Origin of the sequence: Paraburkholderia sp., assembly GCF_026225065.1 — a bacterium.
In the GTDB taxonomy this organism is placed as follows: Bacteria; Pseudomonadota; Gammaproteobacteria; order Burkholderiales; family Burkholderiaceae; genus Paraburkholderia.
Genome location: NZ_JAMFSB010000262.1, coordinates 1 through 20,174 on the forward strand (window position 1 = coordinate 1; position 20,174 = coordinate 20,174).

The window sequence follows — 20,174 nt, forward strand, 5'->3', positions numbered from 1 at the left end:
ACAGCAAGTTCAAGGCCCGTCAGGTCAGGCATGGTCTGGTCGGTAACGATTGCATCGAAGCGGTCCGGATCGTCTTCAAACGCCTTCAACGCTGCGGTACTGGATCGAAAACCCACGGGTTCATAACCCAGTTCGGCCAACACCTCCTCGGCAAGCGTCACCAGCGCATCTTCATCATCGACGATCAGCACCACCTGACCCTCACCGCGGGGCAGTGTTTCCGCAATATCCGCGATGGAAGGCGGCGGCGCCGCGGTGACGGGAAGGAAAATATCGAATCGCGTGCCCTCGCCGATCACGCTGTGAACGTCAATGCCACCGCCATACTCGCGCACAATCCCGTCGACAAGCGAAAGTCCGAGTCCGGTCCCCTCGCCGGTCTTGCGTGTTGTAAAGAACGGATTGAACATGCGTGCGCGTACTTCATGTGGGATTCCGGTGCCGCTATCGCTAACGCTCAGCTTGACGAGGTCGCCAGGCCCTACGATACCGTCCGACAATGCTGTGGCGGACGCCAGATGCTGATCTTCGAGCATCACTGCCAGTGTGCCGCCTGTCGGCATCGCCAGGACCGCGTTGCTGCAAAGATTCATCACGACCTGGTGCAGGTGCGTGGCATCGCCAGCAACATAGGTATCCTTTGCGGTGAGCCTGATATCGAGCTCGATGTTGTCGGGCAAGCGAGCCTTTAGCAACTCGATGGTCTCAGCGACCGCAAGCAAAACATTGACGGGAACGCGCGCGGCCATGCCGCTTCGACTGAAGGTCAAGATACGCTCGACGAGCGCGCGCGCCCGGTTGCCGGCATTCAGAACCTGCTGAACGTATCGACGCTCGTCGCTCCCGGTAGCCAGGGAATGGAAAGCCCGTTCCCCATAGCCAAGAATCGCGCCGAGAATATTGTTGAAGTCGTGAGCAATGCCCCCGGCGAATGTGCCGAGCGCTTCGAGCTTCTGCGATTGCCTCAGTTGTTCCTCGAGCTGGTCGCGTTCGTGTTCGGCTTCACGATGCGCGGTGATGTCTTCTACCGTCGCAATCAGCATGTCGCCGGTTTGCGGAATGTGATGCTGCGGATACGGGCGATGGGCCGCAACGCTCGCCATGCCGACGTCAGCCCAAACCACCCGCCCATCCAGGTGTGTGAAGCGGGTTTGAAAGCGAACCGTATCGTGCACGCCGGATAGCAGTCTGGCAACATACTCGCGCGCCGAAGCGACGTCCTCGCGATACGTGATGTCGAACGCACCAACCTGTTCAAGCTGAGCCGCAGAGTAGCCCACCATCCGCTGGAACGCCGGATTGGTCGCCACATAGCGGCCATCTGCGGTCAACACAACAACGCCCAGCGGCGCATTTTCGAATACCGCTCGCCAGCGGCGCTCGCTCGAACGGAGTCGACTGTTCACGTCCTCCAGACGGCGCATCTGGCGGATCAGCGCATAAGCAAGGAATGCGACGAAGGCGGAGATCGATCCCGTACGCACCAGTGCATTGAGGGAACTTGTGCGCCAGTCGGCCAAGGCGACCGACTTGTCACGTGAGACGACAACCAGCAGAGGAAAACCGGGAACCTGGCGCGTCGCGGCGAGCGCGTCGCCGGACAGCTTGCCTTGAGGCTTCGCGGCAAACTCGACGATTGGCGTGCCGCCATCGCGCAGCAACCTGATAGCGGCCCCATCGCCCAGGTCGATGCGTTTATAGAAATCTCTGAAGTAGTCCTCTTCGACGAGCGCGCGCGCCACCCCCACAAAGCGGCCCTCGCCGTCCTGCAGACGAATCGCTACGGCGAATGTCGGCGTTCCGTCAATGAGACTTTGCAACGGCTCGCTCACCACGACCGCCTCTCCGGACGATTCCCTCAAATCCTTGAAGTACTGACGATTGGAAATATTCGGACTCGAACTCGCTGGTGGCACCGTCGTGGCAATACGGTTGCCGTTCTCGTCAGCGATCGTCACCTCGCGAATCTGCGGCAAGCCGTCGATCTGACGCCTCAGGAAAGCGGTTTTCTCCGCAGGCGTTTCCACCTGGTTGCGCGGGTCTCGCTCCCATACCGATGTGCGCCTCAGGATAAGCTCTACCTCCTGCAGCGAGCGGGCCGTCTGTTCGGCAAGCGCGCTCGCGAGGCTGGACACTTCACGGTCATTGTCTGCGAGGGTCAAGCGGCGCGCCCGCCAGCTATCCCAGCCGGACGCCACACATACCAGCAATACGATTAGACCCGCGCCTATCGCAATGACCCAGTGCAGGTAGGGTCCGCTAGTGACACGTCTTGTTGGCTCCGCCTCGGCCATGGTTCTCGCGATAGGGTGAACACTCACCGGACATCAGCATCATGGAACAGCCCACCAACCGCCGAAACCAGTTGCTCGCAGCTAAATGGCTTGGCCAGCACGCGGTCTACGCCAAGCTGTCGCGCCATCTCCGTGCCCGTCCCGGGTCCAGGCTGAAAATATCCGGAGATCGCTATGATATACGCGGTTGGAAAGCGGGCCTGCAATTGCCGCAAGGCTTGCGCCGCGCCGACCTTTGGCGAGTTCAGGTCGGCGATGACGACTGCGAACGAGCGGTGTTCCTCCGTTCGCAGCGCACGCAGGGCCTCGCAATCGCAGACAGCGTATCCAGCATCGGTCAACCACAGCGAGACCAGTTCATGCATGAACGGATCCTCGTCCAGAACCAGAATGTCCTTTCCACGCGCCATGACGGATGCCCCCATCATTGGTTGATCGGGGTCGCTTGAGTTACGGTAGTCCGCGCTATTTAACGCGCGTGAAATTGCCGCACTGTTTCTCTTTCGTGCCGTTCCATTACATTTGAAATCGCGCGTCGCCTTGAGCGGGCTATAGCGCAACGGAACTCAATTTCTCCACTGGCACGGCGAAGACATAGCCAGCACCCCGCTCGGTTTTGATAAATTGCGGCGTGGACGCGTCTTCCTCGATCTTGCGACGCAGGCGCAGAATCTGCACATCGATGGAACGGTCGAAAACATCGTCGTACAGACGACTCGCTTCGAGCAACCGGTCGCGTGACAAAACGCGCCCCGGTGCCGACAGAAATGCACTCAGCAGTGAAAACTCGCCATTCGTGAGTTCGATGCGTTCACCGCCTGGCGTCGTCAGCTTTCTGGTGCCGATATTCAGCTCCCAACCGGCGAACCGATAAGCACGAACGTCGAGTTGACGACCGATCAGGGTCTGAGATGCAGCCGTCCGGCGCAAGACCGTGCGGATTCGCGCGAGCAGTTCGCGCGGGCTGAATGGCTTGGTAACGTAGTCATCAGCGCCCAGTTCGAGCGCCATGACACGATCCGCCTCGTCGAGCCTGCCCGATACGATGATGATGGGAAGCGAGGACTGGTCGCGCACCCGCCGGGCGATCTGCATGCCGTCTTCCCCCGGCATGCGCAGATCGAGCACGATCAGATCGATCGCATGCTCTTTCAAAGCCGCAGCCATTTCCTTTCCGTTCGCCGCGGCTGCTACCCGCATGTCGTTCTCGAGGAGATAGTCCGCGATCAGCGTTCTGATTGCGGGATCATCATCCACCACGAGGACGTGAGGGAGATTTTCATTGCTCATGCCTGGCGCTCCTATAACCGTTTTGATTATAGCGTGCGGGCCTTTCAGCAAGCTCTAGGTGAAACGCTCCATGGTCTCGTTAGCGAGATCGAGAAAGGCCTGCACAACAGGATTGATGTGCTGCAATTGCGGACGCAAGGTGAAACCCCGGAACATCACGTCCGGCGAAAACGGCCGGAACACAATTCGCTCCGGATTCGTGTCGAGCGTGGCGAGCGGGTTCACCACACCAATCCCGAGCCCGCGGGACACCATGGCGCAAATCGTCGCCCCATACGGCGTCTCGATGGTCGGCACCTGGTTGACCTCTGCCTGGCGCAGCACACGATCGAGGGCCGAGCGCGTGTCGTCCGCATACGAGGGCAGGATAAGACGCTGGTCCCTGAGATCGCGCGCGTGAATGCGTTTTCTGCCCGCAAGCGGGTGTCCCGCCGGCAGCGCGCACACGCCGGCCAGGCGGTAGAGTTCAGCGCTCGTCACGCCGAATGCATCGGGCGTGACGGTGCCAAACCCGATATCGCAATAGGCAGACGAAGCCCAGCGCTGGATGGTCCCTTCGCTACGCATTTCGAGCGCCACGGCGATGCGCGGATACGCTGCCAGAAAGCGCTCGATCACCATCGGCACGAACGACAGCGCGAGCACCGGCGCCGCCACGAGCCGCAAGCGCCCCGTACCGAACTGCCGGATCTCGCGCGCGGAATGCACGAGCTTCTCCAGGCCCACGAAGCTTCGATCGACCTCGCGGTAAAACGCGCTTCCCGCATCGGTTGCCTGGATGCGCCCACCGTTACGCGTGAATAGAGCGAGCCCCGTCGATCGCTCGAGCTCCGCAATCAGGCGGCTGATGCTCGGCTGCGAAGTGCACAGTTCCTCGGCCGCCGCCGTCATCGAACCGCGCAGCATCACCAGCCGGAAGGCCTCGATTTGTCGCTGATTCATCGGATAGGTCCCCTCCTTTGAGCCTCGATTCAGACCAGCATGCCATATCAAAATTGAATAGCAGACGTTTTTGGCCGTATTTGACTGGATGGGCAGCGCAAACCTAGACTGGTTCTCAAGCTTGTCACTTCAAAGAGGCCATGCGACCCGACGCTCTGCTCTTCCACGATGACTTCCGGCTTGCGCCCTACTGGTGGGACGCAGCGCCGCCCGAGACGGCCCGCGACCCACTGCCGGACAGCGTCGACCTGGCTATTGTCGGCAGCGGCTACTGCGGCCTGTCCGCCGCGGCGCAAGCTGCGCGCGACGGCGCGAGCGTAGCGGTGCTCGATGCCGCCGAGATCGGCGCTGGAGGCAGCACTCGCAGCGGCGGCATGGTGTCGAGCGGACAGAAACTCGCGTTGACCAACGCGATTCGCGGGGTCTCTGCGGAGCGCCTCGTGCGTCTGATGCGCGAATCGACGGCGAGTTTCGAGTATCTGCAACGCCTGATCGCCGACGAAGCGCTAGACGCCGATTTGCAGATTACCGGCCGCTTCTTCGGCGCCTTCACAGAGCGGCATTTCGAGCATTTGCGCAAACAAGGTGACCTGCTGCGCGAGAAAACCGGCGTCACTGTGCACCTCGTGTCTCGCGACGAACAACGCGCGATCATTGGCTCGGACTACTACTACGGCGGCATCCTCGTCGACGAATACGGCGGCCTTCATACCGCCAAATATCATCGCGCCCTGCGCGGGCTCGCGCGGCGCCGCGGGGCGAGCCTGCACTCGCACGCCGCGGTCGAGCGAATCGAACGCAGTGGCGCGCACTTTATCGTTCATACCGTACGCGGCAAGATCGAAGCGAAGCAGGTACTGGTAGCCACCAACGGTTATACGGGACGACTGCTGCCGTTCTTCTCGCGGCGCGTCTTGCCCGTAGCGAGTTATCAGATCGCGACCGACACACTCCCCGCGGGCCTGATGGACGCGCTCAACCCGGGGCGCCGAATGATTAGTGATTCGAAGCGAAACCTGTTCTATACACGCCCCTCGCCGGACGGCACCCGCATGATCTTCGGTTCGCGGCCCGCGATCCGCGAAGTGGACGAGCGCGCCGCCGCGAGGCTCCTCTACGCGAAGATGATTCAACTGTGGCCGGCGCTGCGCGACGTGCGCATTACGCATGCATGGAAAGGCTACGTTGCGATGACCGGCGACAAACTCGCGCATATCGGCGTGCACGACGGCATTCATTACGCGCTCGGCTGCAACGGCAACGGCGTCGCGCTGATGAGCTATCTGGGGCAGCGCACCGCGCGGCACATCCTTGGCCTCGACGCCGCCCCAGGCGCGTTCGGCGAAGGCGAGTTTCCGCTTAGCGTAGCGGGCATGGCGAGCCGCTGGGCGGTGCCGGTTGGCACCGCGCTTTATAAGCTCGACGATCTCTGGAACGGTCGCGCACGCGCCACCCTCTCCTGAAGCACACCACGACATTGCAACGACTTCTTTGTAATACTCTTAAATCAGTGGTCCTTTCGACGGAGCAAACATCATGCGCTTTCGCCACTTTCTGCGTTTCATCGCGATAGTCGTTCCTCTTTCATTTGCGGCGCTCACCCATGCGCATGCCGAGGATGTCGGCACCCTGGCGCCTGGCAAGCTCGTGGCCGGCGTAGATGCGAACAACAAGCCCTACTCGTATATCGACGATGGCAAAATGACCGGCTTCGACGTCGAATTGCTGCGCGCCATCGCGGCGAAACTCGGCCTCACCGCGGACTTTCGCGCGCAAGACTTTAGCGGCCTGTTGCCAAGCGTGGCGAACCAGCAGATCGATCTCGCCGCAGGCTCGATTTCGATCACCAAGGATCGACTGAAGATGGTCGACTTCTCCGAGGGCTACCTGACGGGTCTCCTGAGCGTCGCCACGTTGCCTGGCAGTCCGATCACGAGTGACCCAGCTTCTGTGAAGGACAAGCGGATCGGCGTCGTGCAAGGCACCATCGAGGATACGTATTCGGATAGCTACCTGCCCGGTGCGCAGATCGTGCGCTTTCCGAATCTGAATGCGGGCTTCCTGTCGCTACGCTCCAAGTATATTGACGGGTACTTCGTCGACAAGACGCTCGTCGAAGGTCTGCAAGGCAAGTATCCGCAGATGAACATCGCGGACAAGCTCGACATCTCGGCCGTCAATCTGCCCGCCGGATTTCCGGTGCGCAAGGGTAACGCCAAGCTCGAAGCAGCCTTGAACAAGACCATCGACGAACTCGTTGCCGACGGCACCTGGCTTAAGCTATATCTGCAGTTCCATCCGGGCTATCCGAAGCCGGCCAATCTGCCGCCGTATGCGATGAAGGCGGGCAGTTAGCCGGGGGACGTAGCCGCGACGCAACCGGACGGCGTGTAACGCGCCGCCGACGCTCAAACAGGAGCGCGCCATGAACGCCTTTTTGCAGAACTTTCTCGACTGGCCGTTGTTGATCGGGTCGTTGCCTTCATTACTCTGCACCGGGCTCGTCAATACGCTCGTGCTGTCGCTGTTTTCGACGGTGCTGGGCATTATGGCAGGCATGGTGCTCGCGCTAATGGCGGTGTCGCACACGCGCTGGCTGATGTTGCCAGCGCAGGTCTTCATCGACGTGTTTCGGGGCCTGCCGGCGGCGCTGGTCATCCTGCTGGTGGGCCAAGGACTGGCTCCGATCGGGCTCGCGATCTTCGGTCCGAACCCTTTCCCGCTCGCCATCGTTGCGCTCGGCCTGATTTCGTCGGCCTACATTGCAGAGATTTTCCGCTCAGGCATTCAAAGCGTGGGGCGTGGGCAACTATCCGCCTGCCAGGCGCTTGGCATGACGTACTGGAGCAGCATGCGGCATGTGATCGTGCCGCAAGGCATCCGCCGCATCTTGCCGGCGCTCGCTAACCAGTTCATTTCGATCGTCAAGGACTCGAGCCTCGTCTATTTTCTCGGCCTGCTGACCTCGCAGCGCGATCTGTTCACCATCGGGCAAAACACTTCCGTCAATACTGCCAATCTCTCGCCGCTAGTCGCGGCCGGTGTCGTGTATCTGCTGATCACGGTGCCGCTCACGCATGCGATCAATCATATCGACCGCTGGACCAATCGCCATGCCAATCCACGGCAAGGCGGTAATGCACGCGGCATTACGCTTATTACTCGAAGGCAACGTAGGGCTGCTCAGGCCTCGGCAGCCGAAGCCGCAATCGCCGAACCGCGCCACTAAACAAAACCTCTATCTGATGGGCAGCAACCTATATGGGACCACAAGTCGAGACTGTCGATAGCGATACCACGCCGCCTGCTGAAGTCGATGTCGTCGTGATCGGCGGCGGGATTATCGGCGTGAGCACCGCGCTTTACCTCAGTGACAAGGGATTGCGGGTAGCGCTCTGCGAGAAGGGGCATATCGCGGGAGAACAGTCGAGCCGCAACTGGGGCTGGGTGCGTGTCACTCACCGCGACATGCGTGAATTCGAACTGAGCATTGAAAGCCTGAAACTATGGCGCGGCCTGGACCGTGCCCTTGGCATCGAAACCGGTTTTAACCAGTGCGGCATTCTCTATATGACCGAGGACGAGAAGGTCATGGAGGGTCATCGCGCATGGCTCGCGAATGCACACGCACTCGCAGGAGATGCGTTCGATACGCGCGAAGTCGATTCGAAGACAGTCGCGTCGTTACTACCCGGCGCGGCGAAATCGTTTAGAGGCGGCTTATACACACCGGGCGACGCCCGTGCCGAACCACAGCGCGCTGCACCTGCGATCGCCAACGCTCTACGCAAGCGCGGCGTGAAGATTCTGACGCCCTGCGCAGCACGCGGTATCGAAACGAGTGGCGGGCGCGTCAGCGCAGTGGTGACCGAGCACGGCACGATCCGCTGCCAAAGCGTCGTTGTGGCTGGCGGAGCGTGGTCCCGACTCTTCTGCGGCAATCTGGACGTCGACGTGCCGCAATTGCTGGTGCGTGCCTCAGTACTACGAACCGATCCGCTGGAAGGCGGCCCGACCACCAGCGCAAGCAACAAGCAATTCGCATTTCGCAAACGGGCAGACGGTGGTTATACCGTGGCCTACGGATTCCGTACCTACACCGACCTCACGCCCGATTGCTTTCGCCTGTTCTTCAAGTACCTCGAAGCATTGAAAAGCCAGCTGGGAGCATTGCGGATCGGCATCGGCGCGCGTTTCTTCGACGAACTGCGGCGCCCCCGGCATTGGGCGCTCGATCAGACTTCGGTGTTCGAACACGTCCGCACGCTGGATCCAGAACCCATCGTCCGCTACGTCGACACGGGACTGCACGAGTTCATCAAGGTGTTCCCGCACTTTAGCCACGCGCGAATCGCGCAGCGTTGGGCAGGCTATATGGACGTCACACCCGACGCCATTCCGGTGATCTCGGGTGTCGACAAGGTACCGGGGCTGTTTATCGGCACCGGCTTTTCGGGTCATGGCTTCGGCATCGGTCCGGCGGCGGGAAAGCTGATGGCCGACCTCGTGGCAAACGATACGCCACTCGTCAATCCCCACGCTTTTCGTTTGAACCGCTTTAGTGATGGCACGAAAATCGTCATCGATGCAGGCTTCTAGGGAGGATCGTATGCAGAAGGTAGCGATGATTTCTGGCGCGAGTCGCGGTATCGGCCGCGCAATAGCGGACGAACTGGACCGGCGCGGTTATCTGTTGTCGCTGGGTGTGCGCAATCCCGCGGGGCTAAACGACAGCTACGCCGATAGCCTCGTCTTCGGGTACGAAGCGCGTGATCCAGAGGCGGGACGCCGCTGGGTCGACGCCACCATCGAACGGTTCGGCGGCATTGACGTGCTAATCAGCAATGCTGGAATCTGCAAGCCCATCAGTCTGGAAGACGGCACGGACGAACTGCTCGAAGAGACTCTCGATATCAACGTCAAGGCGCCGTTCCGGCTAATTCAGGCAGCGTTGCCGCATTTGCGCCGCGCAGGCAATGCGCGCGTCATACAGATTGCGTCGCTGTCGGGCAAACGTGTGAAGAACCTCAATGCAGGCTACCAGATGTCGAAGCACGCGGTCATCGCGCTCAATCATGCGGTACGGCGCGCCGGTTGGGACGACGGTATCCGCGCTACCGCAATATGCCCTGGGTTCGTCAATACGGAAATGGCAGCGGGGATTGCAGATCTGCCGCCTGAGGCGATGTCGCAACCGGAGGACATAGCGCGTCTCGTTGCCAACACGATAGAAATGCCTAACTCGGCGAGCGTCGCCGAGATTCTGGTCAATTGTCGGCACGAGGATTTGTTTTAGCGCAGTGCAGCATTTCAAGCCGAAATGTGGTCGATGCTAAAACGTGTCTGCTGTGATGCAACAGATTTGACGCATTCGGCCCTTTGATCGAACCTCTTATGCATTCCCTAAATTGGCGCTTTTTCAGCGTCCAATTAAGTCAGCTTAATCGCGTGCAACGAGGTTGTTGACGCGTCCCTCGCCTGTCACGAGGCAACTCGACAGGAAATTCTGCCCTTGTCCGCTCGAGGCGGCATCGGAGAACCCCTTATCCATTGCGCCCAATCTGACCAGCTCGGCGCCTTTTGCGCAGGAGATCGAGCCTTCCTCGCCAGCCTGCGCATGGGTTAATGCCCGGCCTGCGGTCAAATACGCAAGAAGCATCAGTACTGCAATATTAAATACGCGTCTCATGGTTTGCCTCCTCTAACGAGAAGACTAGCGCGAACCATGCTCACCCGGTGTTAGGGGTTTCCCGATCAGGGCGAGCCAATAACCAGTCAATAAGGACCCCGCACTTTACCGCTTACGGGTTTTCCCTTTGTCAAAATGACATCGGAAATGCTGCAGCGCATTATCATGCGACGCAGCAATTCAAAGCCACGTCGTAGTCCTTTGAGTGCGCGGGTGGTTTACTATCCGAGCTTGAACCCGACTCAAATCGATCGGGACACGTGGAGAAAGCGATGCTTCCAGCAGCGCAAACGTACGAGACATTGGCCGCCACTTTCGCATGGCAGACACCCGATCGCTACAACATTGGCGTGGACGTGTGCGACAAATGGGCCGACGGCTCGGGGCGCCTCGCGCTGATCTACGAGGATCGCGACGGCAGCGCCACGCACTATAGCTTCGACGACCTCAAGGCCCGCTCCAATCAGTTTGCCAACGCCATGCGCCGCAGCGGCGTCGTGCGAGGCGACCGCGTGGCGATCTTCCTGCCGCAATCGCCCGAAACCGCGATAGCGCATGTGGCTGCATATAAGGCTGGATGCATCGCCGTGCCGCTCTTCGCGCTGTTCGGCGTCGACGCTATCCAGTATCGGCTCGCGGATAGCGCCTCGGCGGCGCTCATCACCGATGCAGCGGGTCTGCAAAAGCTCGCTGAAATACGTCACACGCTGCCGGAACTGAAAGCGGTGTATTGCATCGATGCCGATCAAGCCGCCGCAGCCAGTGACGTGCACGCGTTCTGGCAAGCCCTCAATGTAGAGTCGGACGTGTTCGAGCCAGTGGACACCTCGTCCGAAGATCCCGCGGTCATCATTTACACTTCCGGCACCACGGGCAAGCCGAAAGGCGCGCTGCACGCACAGCGCGTATTGCTTGGGCATCTGCCTGGCGTGGAACTGTCGCAAGCGTGCTTTCCGGCGCAGGCGAAACTGATCTGGACGCCGGCCGACTGGGCGTGGATCGGCGGTCTCTTCGATGTGCTATTGCCCGCATGGCATCATGGCGTGACCGTCCTTGCGCGCCGCTTCGAAAAGTTCGACGGCGAAGCCGCGTTCGACCTCATGGCGCGCCATGCAGTCACGCATACCTTCCTGCCGCCTACCGCGCTGAAAATGATGCGTACAGTCGCGCATCCCGAACGCTGGAAGCTCGCATTGCATGCGGTGGCGAGCGGCGGCGAATCGCTTGGAGAAGAACTGATCGCGTGGGGGCGCGCCGCGCTCGGCGTGACTATCAACGAGTTCTATGGGCAAACGGAGTGCAACGTCGTGGTGTCGTCGTGCGCTACGCTGTACCCGCCGCAGATTGGCGCTATCGGCAAAGCGGTGCCGGGCCACGAGGTGGTGATCGTCGACGATGACGGTCGGCCGCTGCCGAACGGCACGATTGGCAACATCGCCATTGCCGGCCCCGATCCGGTGATGTTTCTCGGTTACTGGCGCAACGAGGCCGCCACGCGCGACAAATTCCGCGGACGCTATCTGCTAACGGGCGATCTTGGCCAGCGTGACAACGAGGGCTTCATACGCTTCGTAGGACGTAACGATGACGTCATCACCAGCGCCGGTTATCGTATCGGGCCGGCTTCGATTGAAGACTGCCTGCTGCAGCATCCAGCAGTCTGCATGGCCGCGGTGGTCGGCGCGCCGGATGCACAACGCACGGAGATCGTGCTGGCATTCGTGGTGCTGAATGCGGGCTTTGTGCCAAGCGACGATCTGGTGCGCGACATTCAGCAGCACGTCAAGACACGCCTTGCCGCACATGAGTATCCACGCGAGATACGCTTTGTCGACGCTTTGCCGATGACCGCAACCGGCAAGGTGATTCGCAAGGAGTTGCGTGCGAGTCTCACGGCACCCAGCGAAAAAGCCCCGTAAAATGCGTGGTCTCGACACTTCGGCGTAATCCACGGAATAATCGAATTGCAAAGCCTACGTGCAGACGAAGCACTCGCCTACCCAGGCTCCCTGCTTGATACCGAAGGCCGTATCGTCGCGCCGTACGATCTCGAGCAGCGCGACGCCGAGGTCGGCGAGCACGTTGCGCTCGCGAGCCAGCCCGGCATCCTTAACGCGGCCGCCGAGCCATTCGAACTCGACTACTCGAAAATCGCTGTTGCTCATGTGATCAACGGCATGGGCGTGACACTTGGCGATTCGATTATCGGCCTGACCGCGCTGGCAGCGATCCGGCAGACCTACCCGCACGTGCGTTTCGTCGTGTACCGGCCTGAACTGGCGCCCGCTTACGTCGAACAGCTCTATGCGCTTGCCGAAGGCCGCATAGCCAGCGCTCGCAGCTTGCCTTGGCCGCTTGCGGATATCCCACGTGAAGAAGTGCGTATCGACCTCGGCAACCAGCTCTTCTGGCCTCGCTTCATGTCGTTGCCGATGATCGATTTTTTCCTCGACGCGCTCGGTGTGCCGCCTGCGAGCGTGCCGTCCGCGAACAAGGCCAACCGCTGGCTCCAGACACTGGCGCTGCCTTCACTGCCCGAGGCGTGGCGCAACCGTCCATACGTGCTGTTTTGCCCAACGGCCAGCACGCCGATCCGCAGCATTGCGACGCCAGTACGCAGCGCCCTCGTGAGCCGCTTGTTCGAGCAGTTCGGTGTTCCCGTGCTGGGCTTTGGACCTGTCGATCATCCGCACTATGTGGATGTGACAGCAGCATCTCCTGGCACTGCGCACTTTCTTACGTGGATCAGACACGCGCGCTATGTGCTGACCTCGGACACCGCGGCCGTGCATATTGCAGCCGGATTCGACGTGCCCACGACGGCGTTCTTCACGACGATCGCGCCTGAACTACGGGTGCGCGACTATCCGCTTTGCCACTCTGTCACGCTGGATTTGCCCGGGCTGAGCAACGTGCAGGCGAGCGATCGCGAGCAGGACATGGCGCGGTTAAATGCGGCGTATCAAGAAAGCGTGAGCGGCGAGTTGCCCTTCGCACCGCTGCGAGCAGCGTCGGATTGACGATGGCCCGCGACAAACTCCGGGACGATATAAAAAGGCTTGGCCACAGCCCAGGCACGCCCAATGCTGATGAGTTCTCGTACCACAACCATCTACCGGAGGAGAACTATCATGCCCTACTTACTCGGCTGGCTACTTGGCGTACCGGTGATCGTCCTCGTCATCCTTTACCTGATCTTTCACTGACATCACCGTTTCAGGCAGAGGTGCATGTGGCTATCCGCAAGGGTGCGGCTACATCACCTCGCCCCGTACACGCTAGCGGCGGATTCGAAGCAAAAGTGGCGTCGCCGCCACGTCACCACCGGCAGTGAAAATAAAACTCAACAGCGCGCAGGCAGCACCGGCCAGCCTGTTAAACAGGTCCAGGTCGTATCGTGCAGCACGATGGCTGCGCACGTCTTGATTGTGATTTTCAGCCTCGTACAATGTGATCCGGCATGTGATGTCATGTCGGGCTGATGCAGCGTCCTACGCGGCACGGCACTCGAAAGACGATTCCGTTCGAGGAGCACATTCATGGCAAACAGCGAGTACTTGTTATCGCATCAGGAACTGGTGAAGGCCGTGATCATTCATCAGAACATTCACGAAGGATTCTGGCGCCTTAACATCAACTTCAACGTCGTTGCTACGCACGGCAAGCAGATGCCGGACCCATGCCTCGCGGTGACCATTCAGGGCATCGGCATCATGAAGGCGGACCCGACCGATGAGATGGCCGTCGACGCGGCGCTCACCAATCCGGAGAAAATCGAACCCGCTCGGGACGCAACACCGGAAACCCCTGCCGGCATGCAATTTTGCCGCGACGTCTACCGCAAGGTTGCGGTCCATCTCGACGACGCAGCAAGACCGGTCAGCGCAGCGACCGCCGTCGACCTACGTGCACGGCTGCATAAATGAACACGAGCTCCCCACGTTACACCACACGCTAGTTGCGCCGCGCCGCCCGCATCATCACTACATAAAGCACTGCACCCACCACTGCACCGATCACCCAGCCAAAGTTGTTGGCGGGCAAGACGTGCAGCAGTTGCGTGCAGAGTTCCCACCCCACCGAAATGATGCCGGAAATAACCAGCGCAGCAACGCCCACCTTGTTCCAGCCGCCATCGTAGTAGAAGCGTCCGGTCGGCGACATGCTGTAAAGCTCGGCCGTTTCGACCTGCTGCTTTTTGATGAGGTAGAAGTCGGCCATCATCACGCCATATAGCGGCGCCAGCACGGAGCCAAACACGCTGACGAAAATGGTAATCGCCTTAGGACTGTCGACGAAAATCCACGGACACACGAGGACCGCAAGAGTCGAGGCCACAAGGCCACCCTTCTTGAAGTCGATATGCCTGGGAAAAAGATTCGCGATGTCGTAGGCAGGTGAGACAAAATTGGCAACGATGTTGATGCCCATTGTCGCCACGATAAACGTCAGGCTGCCGATCACCACGGCCACCTTGTTCTGGATGTGCGCGACGATCGCCACGGGGTCCATGATCATCGAGCCAAACACGGTAGCGCTGCCTGAGGTCACGACCACTGTGATGATGGCAAAGACGATGAAATTGACCGGCAGGCCGAGGAAATTGCCCACCTTCATCTGACGCTCGCTCTTGGCGAAGCGCGAGAAATCCCCGAAATTGAGCAGCAGCGCAGCAAAATAACTCACTACCAGCAGCGTGGCGTTACCCATGCTGGCGAACTGCTCGCTACCGGACAGTACCTTGCCGCCGAGCGTGAGACTCAGACTGCTTAGCCCTGCTTGCGAAAGAATCCAGGCCATCAGCGCAAACATCACCACATACACGGCCGGCCCGCAGAAATCGATGAATTTGCGGATCGCCTCCATGCCGCGTTGGAAGATGATCAGTTGAAACACCCACATGAACAGGAAGCTGACCCAGCCAAGTCCGTCAAGGCGCAAGAAGCTAAAGTTGTGCAGCGTCGCGGCCGCTGGAAAGAACAGAATGACGAGCGTCGCCACCGCTTTCGACGCAAAGTAGGTTTGCACGCCGTACCAGACAATGCCCACCACACCGCGGATGACCGCCGCAAGGTTCGCGCCCATCACGCCCATGCTGACGCGGGCCATGACCGGAAACGGAATGCCGTGTACGTAACTGGGTTTGCCGACCAGGTTCATCAGCACGTACACGATCAGAATGCCGATGGTCAGCGCAATCAATACCTGCCAGCCGGATATGCCGAGCAGAAACAGGCTCGCTGCAAACGTGTACCCGCCGACACTGTGCACATCCGACATCCACATGGCAAAGATGCAATAGCCGGTCCACGTGCGTTTGTTGAGCGGAACCGGTGCGAGGTCGTGGTTGTACAGACGCGCGTCGGTCTGTGCCACCTGCCCGCCGCTGCCATGCGGGGCGCTACCATCGATAAGCGGTGAGGTCGACATGTCTTCCCCTGTTGCTTTGCCTGACGACTGAATCCCGGCGCAATGAACTGCCGTGCCGGGCTGTGGACGGACTGCGTTCCGACGACCTGCCACTTGCTATTGCAACAATATAGATTGTTCTACGAAAAAAATGACCGTGCCGAAATAATCAGCCTCGTTTTATGGGGGAAAGTGCAAAGTGTGGGACGCGCGCCTGTTCGGATGCTTAGGCATGCTGGTGGAGATTGGCGAGCCCGTTTATTGCAGGTGCTGTCCACCATTGATGGCGATGTTGGCGCCGGTGATGAAGGCAGCCTCCCGCGAGCATAGATAGAGTACGAGCGCCGCCACCTCCTCGGGCTGCCCAAGCCGTCCCACCGGGATCTGCGGAATGATCTTCGTGTCGAGCACATCTTGCGGCACCGCCATAACCATTCTGGTGGCGATGAATCCGGGCGACACAGTATTGACCGTGACACCCTTTTTCGCCACTTCGAGTGCCAGGGATTTGGTAAAGCCATGCATGCCCGCTTTTGCGGCGGCATAGTTCGTCTGACCGAAACCACCCTTGGAGCCGATGATGGACGAGATATTGACGATGCGCCCCCAACCTCGCTCCACCATGCCATCGCAGACCGGTTTCGTCATGTTGAAAAGCGAATCGAGGTTGGTGCGCAGGACTGCGTCCCAGTTGACTTTGTCGAGCTTCTTGAAGCTGGCGTCGCGCGTGATGCCGGCGTTGTTGACGAGAACATCGACATTGCCCACTTCAGCCTGAACCTTTTGCGCACCTCGCTGACATGCATCGTAGTCCGCAACATCTACTTCGTAAGCTGGGAAGCGGCGCCCAGCCGCTTCCCTCCGCGCGAGCCAGGCTTGCGCACCGGTGTTAGCGGGTGAGTACGTCACCACAGTCGTATAGCCTGCGTCGTGCAGCTTGACCGCAATAGCTTCGCCGATACCACCCATTCCACCCGTCACCAATGCGATCTGGCTTGTCATTGCGGCTGCCTCGCGTGAGAGGATGCTGGTCCGGTCACCGCGTGTTCAGCCTTCCCGGCCATTCACCCGGTTGTTGCGCCCGATGCGTTCCATGTGCGCGGTAGCACCGCTTCGAAGCCACCTTCGGCCATGGTGACAGCTTGCCGAACCGACTTGTTGACGCTGTCGTAAAACGCGCCGCTCGAATCGATCAGCTTTTTCAGCGCAGCGACAGCCGCTTCGGAACCCGCCGGCGCCTGATTCGACATATCTTCGAAGAGCGCCTGCACCCGGCGATTGTGCGCTTCGTACTGCTCCGCTGCAATCGCTGCGAATCCCGTCTGAGTGCCCACTGCAATGTCATACACGCGATACTGCCAAGCTTGGATTCGTTCGGCAAACCCACCGTTAGGACTGGCCTGCTGCGCGAAAATCTCCTTAAGGCGACTCGCATTTTTAAATAAGTACAACAAACTAAGCTACTGCTCTCTCAGGTTCCATAACGGCACGTCCGCTCACGTTGTCGTTGTCTGGAAACCTCCTCTGGATCGTACAGGTGGTGGCGCGGTTCCCGCGCTCCGGGTCAATATCAGTGAATACGGCCAGCCGCTTTCAGGAACGAATAGCCCTCACGGGTCAAACGCGGCAATGCCTCGCCGGAGCCCGCGTGTTCGAGACTGACGAGTTGGCGCGCCAGCAGAACGTCGAGATCTGCCCGATCAACCTCCAGTTGCGCCGTTGCGTCCTTGACCAGCATCAGCGTTGCGAATTCGTGAGGGCTCAGCATCTTCGTCTCCCAAGTTTTAGGGGCTGCCTTGACGGGATTCTGACGGTCAGCCGTCGCGTCCCGAACCTGACTCATTGAACGGATACCAAAAATGCGACTCTTTACCGGTTCGACACGCGCCGCGTATCGAGGGAAGTCATCTTAATTCGGGCCAGCGCAAAATATCAATATTTGGGAAATGGCTTTTGAGATAAGCCGCGGCTGATGACTGGCGTGCGCGACCTCGGTGAAATATGCGCTTTGCCAGAACCGGCAAGCGTTTGAACGCAGCTGCGGTGGAAACTCGGGCGCTGCCAGATAAGTTGCCGCCAGGGTAAACAGGTGGTCCGTATGTATGAATACCGGTCTGAATTGGCGCGCTTATCCCCGCCAGCGCCCAGCCGAGTTTTTCTGACCGATACCAGGACGGACGCAATCGGTGCAATGCTTCACCGCGTCACGAACCATGAAGTGAACCAGCGTCTGCGACACATTCAGTGCGCGGGCCGTGTCCTGCAAGGTCTCTTCACGTAGGCGCACGAACTCGAAGGCCGCACGGGTGCGCTCCGGGCCGCTTCCCGGCGGCGTTCGCCGGGAAGCGGCGGTGCCGCGCGCGGCGTGCTGCGAAGGTGCAAGGTCTGTGTGGGTTCCGCCAGTACGTCCGCCATCGATCCAGCCTCCGTCAAGCCACTGAGAGGCTGTAATCTAACTTAAATGCGAATAATTCTCAATATCATTTGAGAGCGACATCACAGATTGACGGTGGCGAGGCGTTCCTGCGTCGACCATGCGACGCACGCGGCGTAACCCGCAGACGCATTGAGCCACGTTGCCGCAAGATCCCGCGCCTCGTCAGGCACCTGATCGCGCAAGCGCACCTGCGTGCCCTCGCGCGGCAGGACCGTCAGGCGCTGCAGGCCGCGTACCACGCCAACGCCCGTTGTCTTGAGTAACGCCTCCTTCGCGACCCAGGCGTCGTAGAAGTGCTCGATACGTTCGCCGGCGGGCACTTCGTCGAGCCACGCCATTTCACCGCCGGCCAGCGTCAGCGAGGCCAGCGAGCGCCAGTCGAGATGCGCGCTGAGCTGCTCGATATCCACGCCCACCCGGCGTCGCATGGATAGTGCGATCAGACCATGCGCGCCCGAGTGCGAGACGTTGAAATCCAATGACGCGGTTTCAGCCAGAGCGGGACGGCCCATGGCGTCGCGCACAAGCCGCAACGCGTGCGGCGCGATGGCAAGCGCGCTCGCGAGTTGCTCTCGCAAAGCCGCGCGCACCGTCGCGAAGCGAAGCGCATCTTCGCTGCGGCGAAACACACGCGCATGCGCGCGCTCGTCGCCGGAAAGCACAGTGAACGCTTCGTCATCGAGCGTCGCGGCGAAGTCGATATCGACCCGCCACACCTGAACGTCGGACGGGCCGTCGTGCAACAACGGAAAGAGAGGGATGCGTTTCATCGCAGGGTGCGGATACGTTGCCCGGCTGGTGCGTGGAATGCGCCACTGTACCCGATACGGGAGAGCAACTTTACAGATCGCCTGCTTCGGGAGCGCGGCAGGACAAGCCTGTCATGGCCCCGCTCCCCCATCGGAGGGATATTCGATGCTGAGGACTCCGTTCAACATACCGGGACCATGCCACCGGTCCGGTGAGCGAGAAGAACACCGACCGACTGCGCCTCCGCGGTTCGAAAATGTGGTCGATCAGTTCATGAACAAGGCATCCTCAGGAGAACAGGTATGGCCAAAAAAGTAGCTGAAATCATCGTAGAAACGCTCGCAGCGGCCGGCGTAAAGCATTGCTACGGGATCGTGGGCGACACGCTGAACCTCATCGCTCATCACATCAACGAGAGCGACATCGAGTGGGTCCATGTACGCCATGAGGAAGCGGGAGCGTTCGCCGCCGAAGGCGAAGCCATGTTGACCGGCAACCTGACGGCCGTTGCCGGAAGTTGCGGGCCCGGCAGTCTTCACTTCATCAACGGCCTGGTGGACGCCAACCGCAATCGGGCACCGGTGATCCTGATCGCCACCCAGGTGGCCAGCGAGGAAATCGGCTTCAATTTTCCGCAAGAGGTCGACTTCAAGGCGATCTACGGATCGTGCAGCGTGTTCTGCGACATGATCATTACGCCGGAGCAGGCCCGGCGTAAAACGGTGATTGCGTGCCAAACCGCCATTGCAAAAGGTGGCGTGGCTGTGCTGATCGTTCCGGTTGACATCTCCCACGCCACTGCTAGCGACGAGGTGCCGTATTCGGTCCACACGAATGTGCCCATGGTCCGGCCGAATGACGCGGACCTCGACCGTGTCGCTGAAATTCTCAATTCAGGCGAGAAGATTGCCATCTACGGCGGGTCGGGATGCCGCGGCGCGCACGCTGAAATCCTTGCGGTCGCCGAGCGGCTCAAGGCGCCAATCGCACACACGTCCCGCGCAAAGGATGTGCTCGAGCACGACAACCCGTACAACGTCGGCATGACCGGCATTATCGGCGCTGAAGCGGGGTATCTCGCGGTATCGGAATGCGAGACCTTGCTGTTGCTGGGCGCGGACTTCGCATGGCGCCAGTTCTACCCGGACAAAGCCAAAATCGTTCAGATCGACATCGCACCCGATCATCTCGGCCGGCGACATCCGGTCACGCTAGGGCTGGTCGGCGACATCAAGACCACGATGGAAGCATTGCTGCCACGCCTGAAACCGCGTACATCGACCGAGTTCCGCGACAAGCTCGTCGCGCGGCATGCCGATGCGCTAGAGAGCCACAGGTCCAAGGCGGTCCCATCGGACAGAGG

Annotated in this window: 19 protein-coding genes and 1 pseudogene; 9 read left to right on the top strand and 11 right to left on the bottom strand. The window is 60.2% G+C overall.

Going from position 1 to position 20,174, the window contains the following annotated elements; translation table 11 throughout:
- From M0954_RS18970 to M0954_RS18985, 4 genes are all read right to left on the bottom strand, one after another.
- On the bottom strand, positions 1 to 2,162 hold a 2,162-nt coding region (locus tag M0954_RS18970; RefSeq protein WP_297354896.1), incomplete at its 3' end, for an ATP-binding protein.
- Between the two features lie 155 nt (positions 2,163 to 2,317).
- Positions 2,318 to 2,854 carry a response regulator gene (locus M0954_RS18975; RefSeq protein ID WP_133894050.1) on the bottom strand — a complete coding sequence of 179 codons (537 nt, stop codon included), beginning with the start codon at positions 2,852 to 2,854 and terminating at the stop codon, positions 2,318 to 2,320.
- Positions 2,844 to 3,584, bottom strand: coding sequence for a response regulator (locus M0954_RS18980; protein ID WP_123386412.1), 741 nt, complete (start codon positions 3,582 to 3,584; stop codon positions 2,844 to 2,846). Before M0954_RS18980 ends, M0954_RS18975 begins: the two co-directional genes overlap by 11 nt.
- A 54-nt stretch (positions 3,585 to 3,638) precedes the next feature.
- Positions 3,639 to 4,526 (bottom strand): LysR substrate-binding domain-containing protein, encoded by an 888-nt coding sequence (locus tag M0954_RS18985; RefSeq protein ID WP_133894049.1) that lies wholly within the window; start codon positions 4,524 to 4,526, stop codon positions 3,639 to 3,641.
- Positions 4,527 to 4,666: 140 nt separating this feature from the next.
- Here M0954_RS18985 and M0954_RS18990 point away from each other — a divergent pair, with 140 nt between their 5' ends.
- From M0954_RS18990 to M0954_RS19010, 5 genes are all read left to right on the top strand, one after another.
- Positions 4,667 to 5,989: an FAD-binding oxidoreductase gene (locus M0954_RS18990; RefSeq protein WP_123386414.1), complete on the top strand. Its 1,323-nt coding sequence runs from the start codon at positions 4,667 to 4,669 to the stop codon at positions 5,987 to 5,989.
- A 73-nt stretch (positions 5,990 to 6,062) separates the two neighbouring features.
- A complete protein-coding gene (locus M0954_RS18995; RefSeq protein ID WP_122156907.1) occupies positions 6,063 to 6,881 on the top strand; it encodes an ABC transporter substrate-binding protein in 819 nt (272 codons plus the stop codon).
- 70 nt (positions 6,882 to 6,951) lie between these two features.
- Positions 6,952 to 7,755: an amino acid ABC transporter permease gene (locus M0954_RS19000; protein WP_133894048.1), complete on the top strand. Its 804-nt coding sequence runs from the start codon at positions 6,952 to 6,954 to the stop codon at positions 7,753 to 7,755.
- Positions 7,756 to 7,787: 32 nt separating this feature from the next.
- Positions 7,788 to 9,125: an FAD-binding oxidoreductase gene (locus M0954_RS19005; RefSeq protein ID WP_297354898.1), complete on the top strand. Its 1,338-nt coding sequence runs from the start codon at positions 7,788 to 7,790 to the stop codon at positions 9,123 to 9,125.
- A 10-nt stretch (positions 9,126 to 9,135) separates the two neighbouring features.
- Positions 9,136 to 9,822 (top strand): SDR family NAD(P)-dependent oxidoreductase, encoded by a 687-nt coding sequence (locus M0954_RS19010; protein ID WP_123386417.1) that lies wholly within the window; start codon positions 9,136 to 9,138, stop codon positions 9,820 to 9,822.
- Positions 9,823 to 9,966: 144 nt separating this feature from the next.
- Here M0954_RS19010 and M0954_RS19015 read toward each other — a convergent pair whose 3' ends face one another.
- The gene (locus tag M0954_RS19015; protein WP_074267394.1) at positions 9,967 to 10,215 is read right to left on the bottom strand and encodes a hypothetical protein; all 249 of its coding nucleotides are present in this window, start codon (positions 10,213 to 10,215) and stop codon (positions 9,967 to 9,969) included.
- Positions 10,216 to 10,487: 272 nt separating this feature from the next.
- Here M0954_RS19015 and M0954_RS19020 point away from each other — a divergent pair, with 272 nt between their 5' ends.
- From M0954_RS19020 to M0954_RS19030, 3 genes are all read left to right on the top strand, one after another.
- Positions 10,488 to 12,134, top strand: a complete 1,647-nt coding sequence (locus M0954_RS19020) for an acyl-CoA synthetase (RefSeq protein ID WP_297354900.1) — start codon at positions 10,488 to 10,490, stop codon at positions 12,132 to 12,134.
- Between the two features lie 45 nt (positions 12,135 to 12,179).
- Entirely contained in the window at positions 12,180 to 13,235 is a 1,056-nt protein-coding gene (locus M0954_RS19025) for a glycosyltransferase family 9 protein (protein WP_122156912.1), read from the top strand.
- Positions 13,236 to 13,754: 519 nt separating this feature from the next.
- Positions 13,755 to 14,141, top strand: a complete 387-nt coding sequence (locus M0954_RS19030; RefSeq protein WP_185090137.1) for a hypothetical protein — start codon at positions 13,755 to 13,757, stop codon at positions 14,139 to 14,141.
- Between the two features lie 28 nt (positions 14,142 to 14,169).
- On the opposite strand, the gene M0954_RS19035 is transcribed toward M0954_RS19030, so the two are convergent.
- The 6 genes and pseudogenes from M0954_RS19035 to M0954_RS19060 all read right to left on the bottom strand — a co-directional run bounded on the left by M0954_RS19035 (position 14,170) and on the right by M0954_RS19060 (position 18,831).
- Positions 14,170 to 15,645 (bottom strand): NCS1 family nucleobase:cation symporter-1, encoded by a 1,476-nt coding sequence (locus M0954_RS19035; RefSeq protein WP_297354902.1) that lies wholly within the window; start codon positions 15,643 to 15,645, stop codon positions 14,170 to 14,172.
- A gap of 237 nt (positions 15,646 to 15,882) precedes the next feature.
- Positions 15,883 to 16,626 (bottom strand): acetoacetyl-CoA reductase, encoded by a 744-nt coding sequence (phbB, locus tag M0954_RS19040; protein ID WP_133894044.1) that lies wholly within the window; start codon positions 16,624 to 16,626, stop codon positions 15,883 to 15,885.
- 62 nt (positions 16,627 to 16,688) lie between these two features.
- Positions 16,689 to 16,973 carry a hypothetical protein gene (locus M0954_RS19045; RefSeq protein WP_133894043.1) on the bottom strand — a complete coding sequence of 95 codons (285 nt, stop codon included), beginning with the start codon at positions 16,971 to 16,973 and terminating at the stop codon, positions 16,689 to 16,691.
- 221 nt (positions 16,974 to 17,194) lie between these two features.
- Positions 17,195 to 17,392, bottom strand: a complete 198-nt coding sequence (locus tag M0954_RS19050) for a hypothetical protein (protein ID WP_074267387.1) — start codon at positions 17,390 to 17,392, stop codon at positions 17,195 to 17,197.
- Between the two features lie 360 nt (positions 17,393 to 17,752).
- A pseudogene (locus tag M0954_RS19055) lies at positions 17,753 to 17,941 on the bottom strand (RNA polymerase factor sigma-70); the annotation flags it as partial.
- A gap of 179 nt (positions 17,942 to 18,120) precedes the next feature.
- Positions 18,121 to 18,831, bottom strand: coding sequence for a 4'-phosphopantetheinyl transferase superfamily protein (locus tag M0954_RS19060; protein ID WP_133894042.1), 711 nt, complete (start codon positions 18,829 to 18,831; stop codon positions 18,121 to 18,123).
- Positions 18,832 to 19,113: 282 nt separating this feature from the next.
- Between M0954_RS19060 and M0954_RS19065 the strand changes: the two genes are divergently transcribed.
- Positions 19,114 to 20,174 (top strand): thiamine pyrophosphate-binding protein (locus tag M0954_RS19065; RefSeq protein ID WP_297354904.1); only part of this gene is annotated, 1,061 nt, incomplete at its 3' end.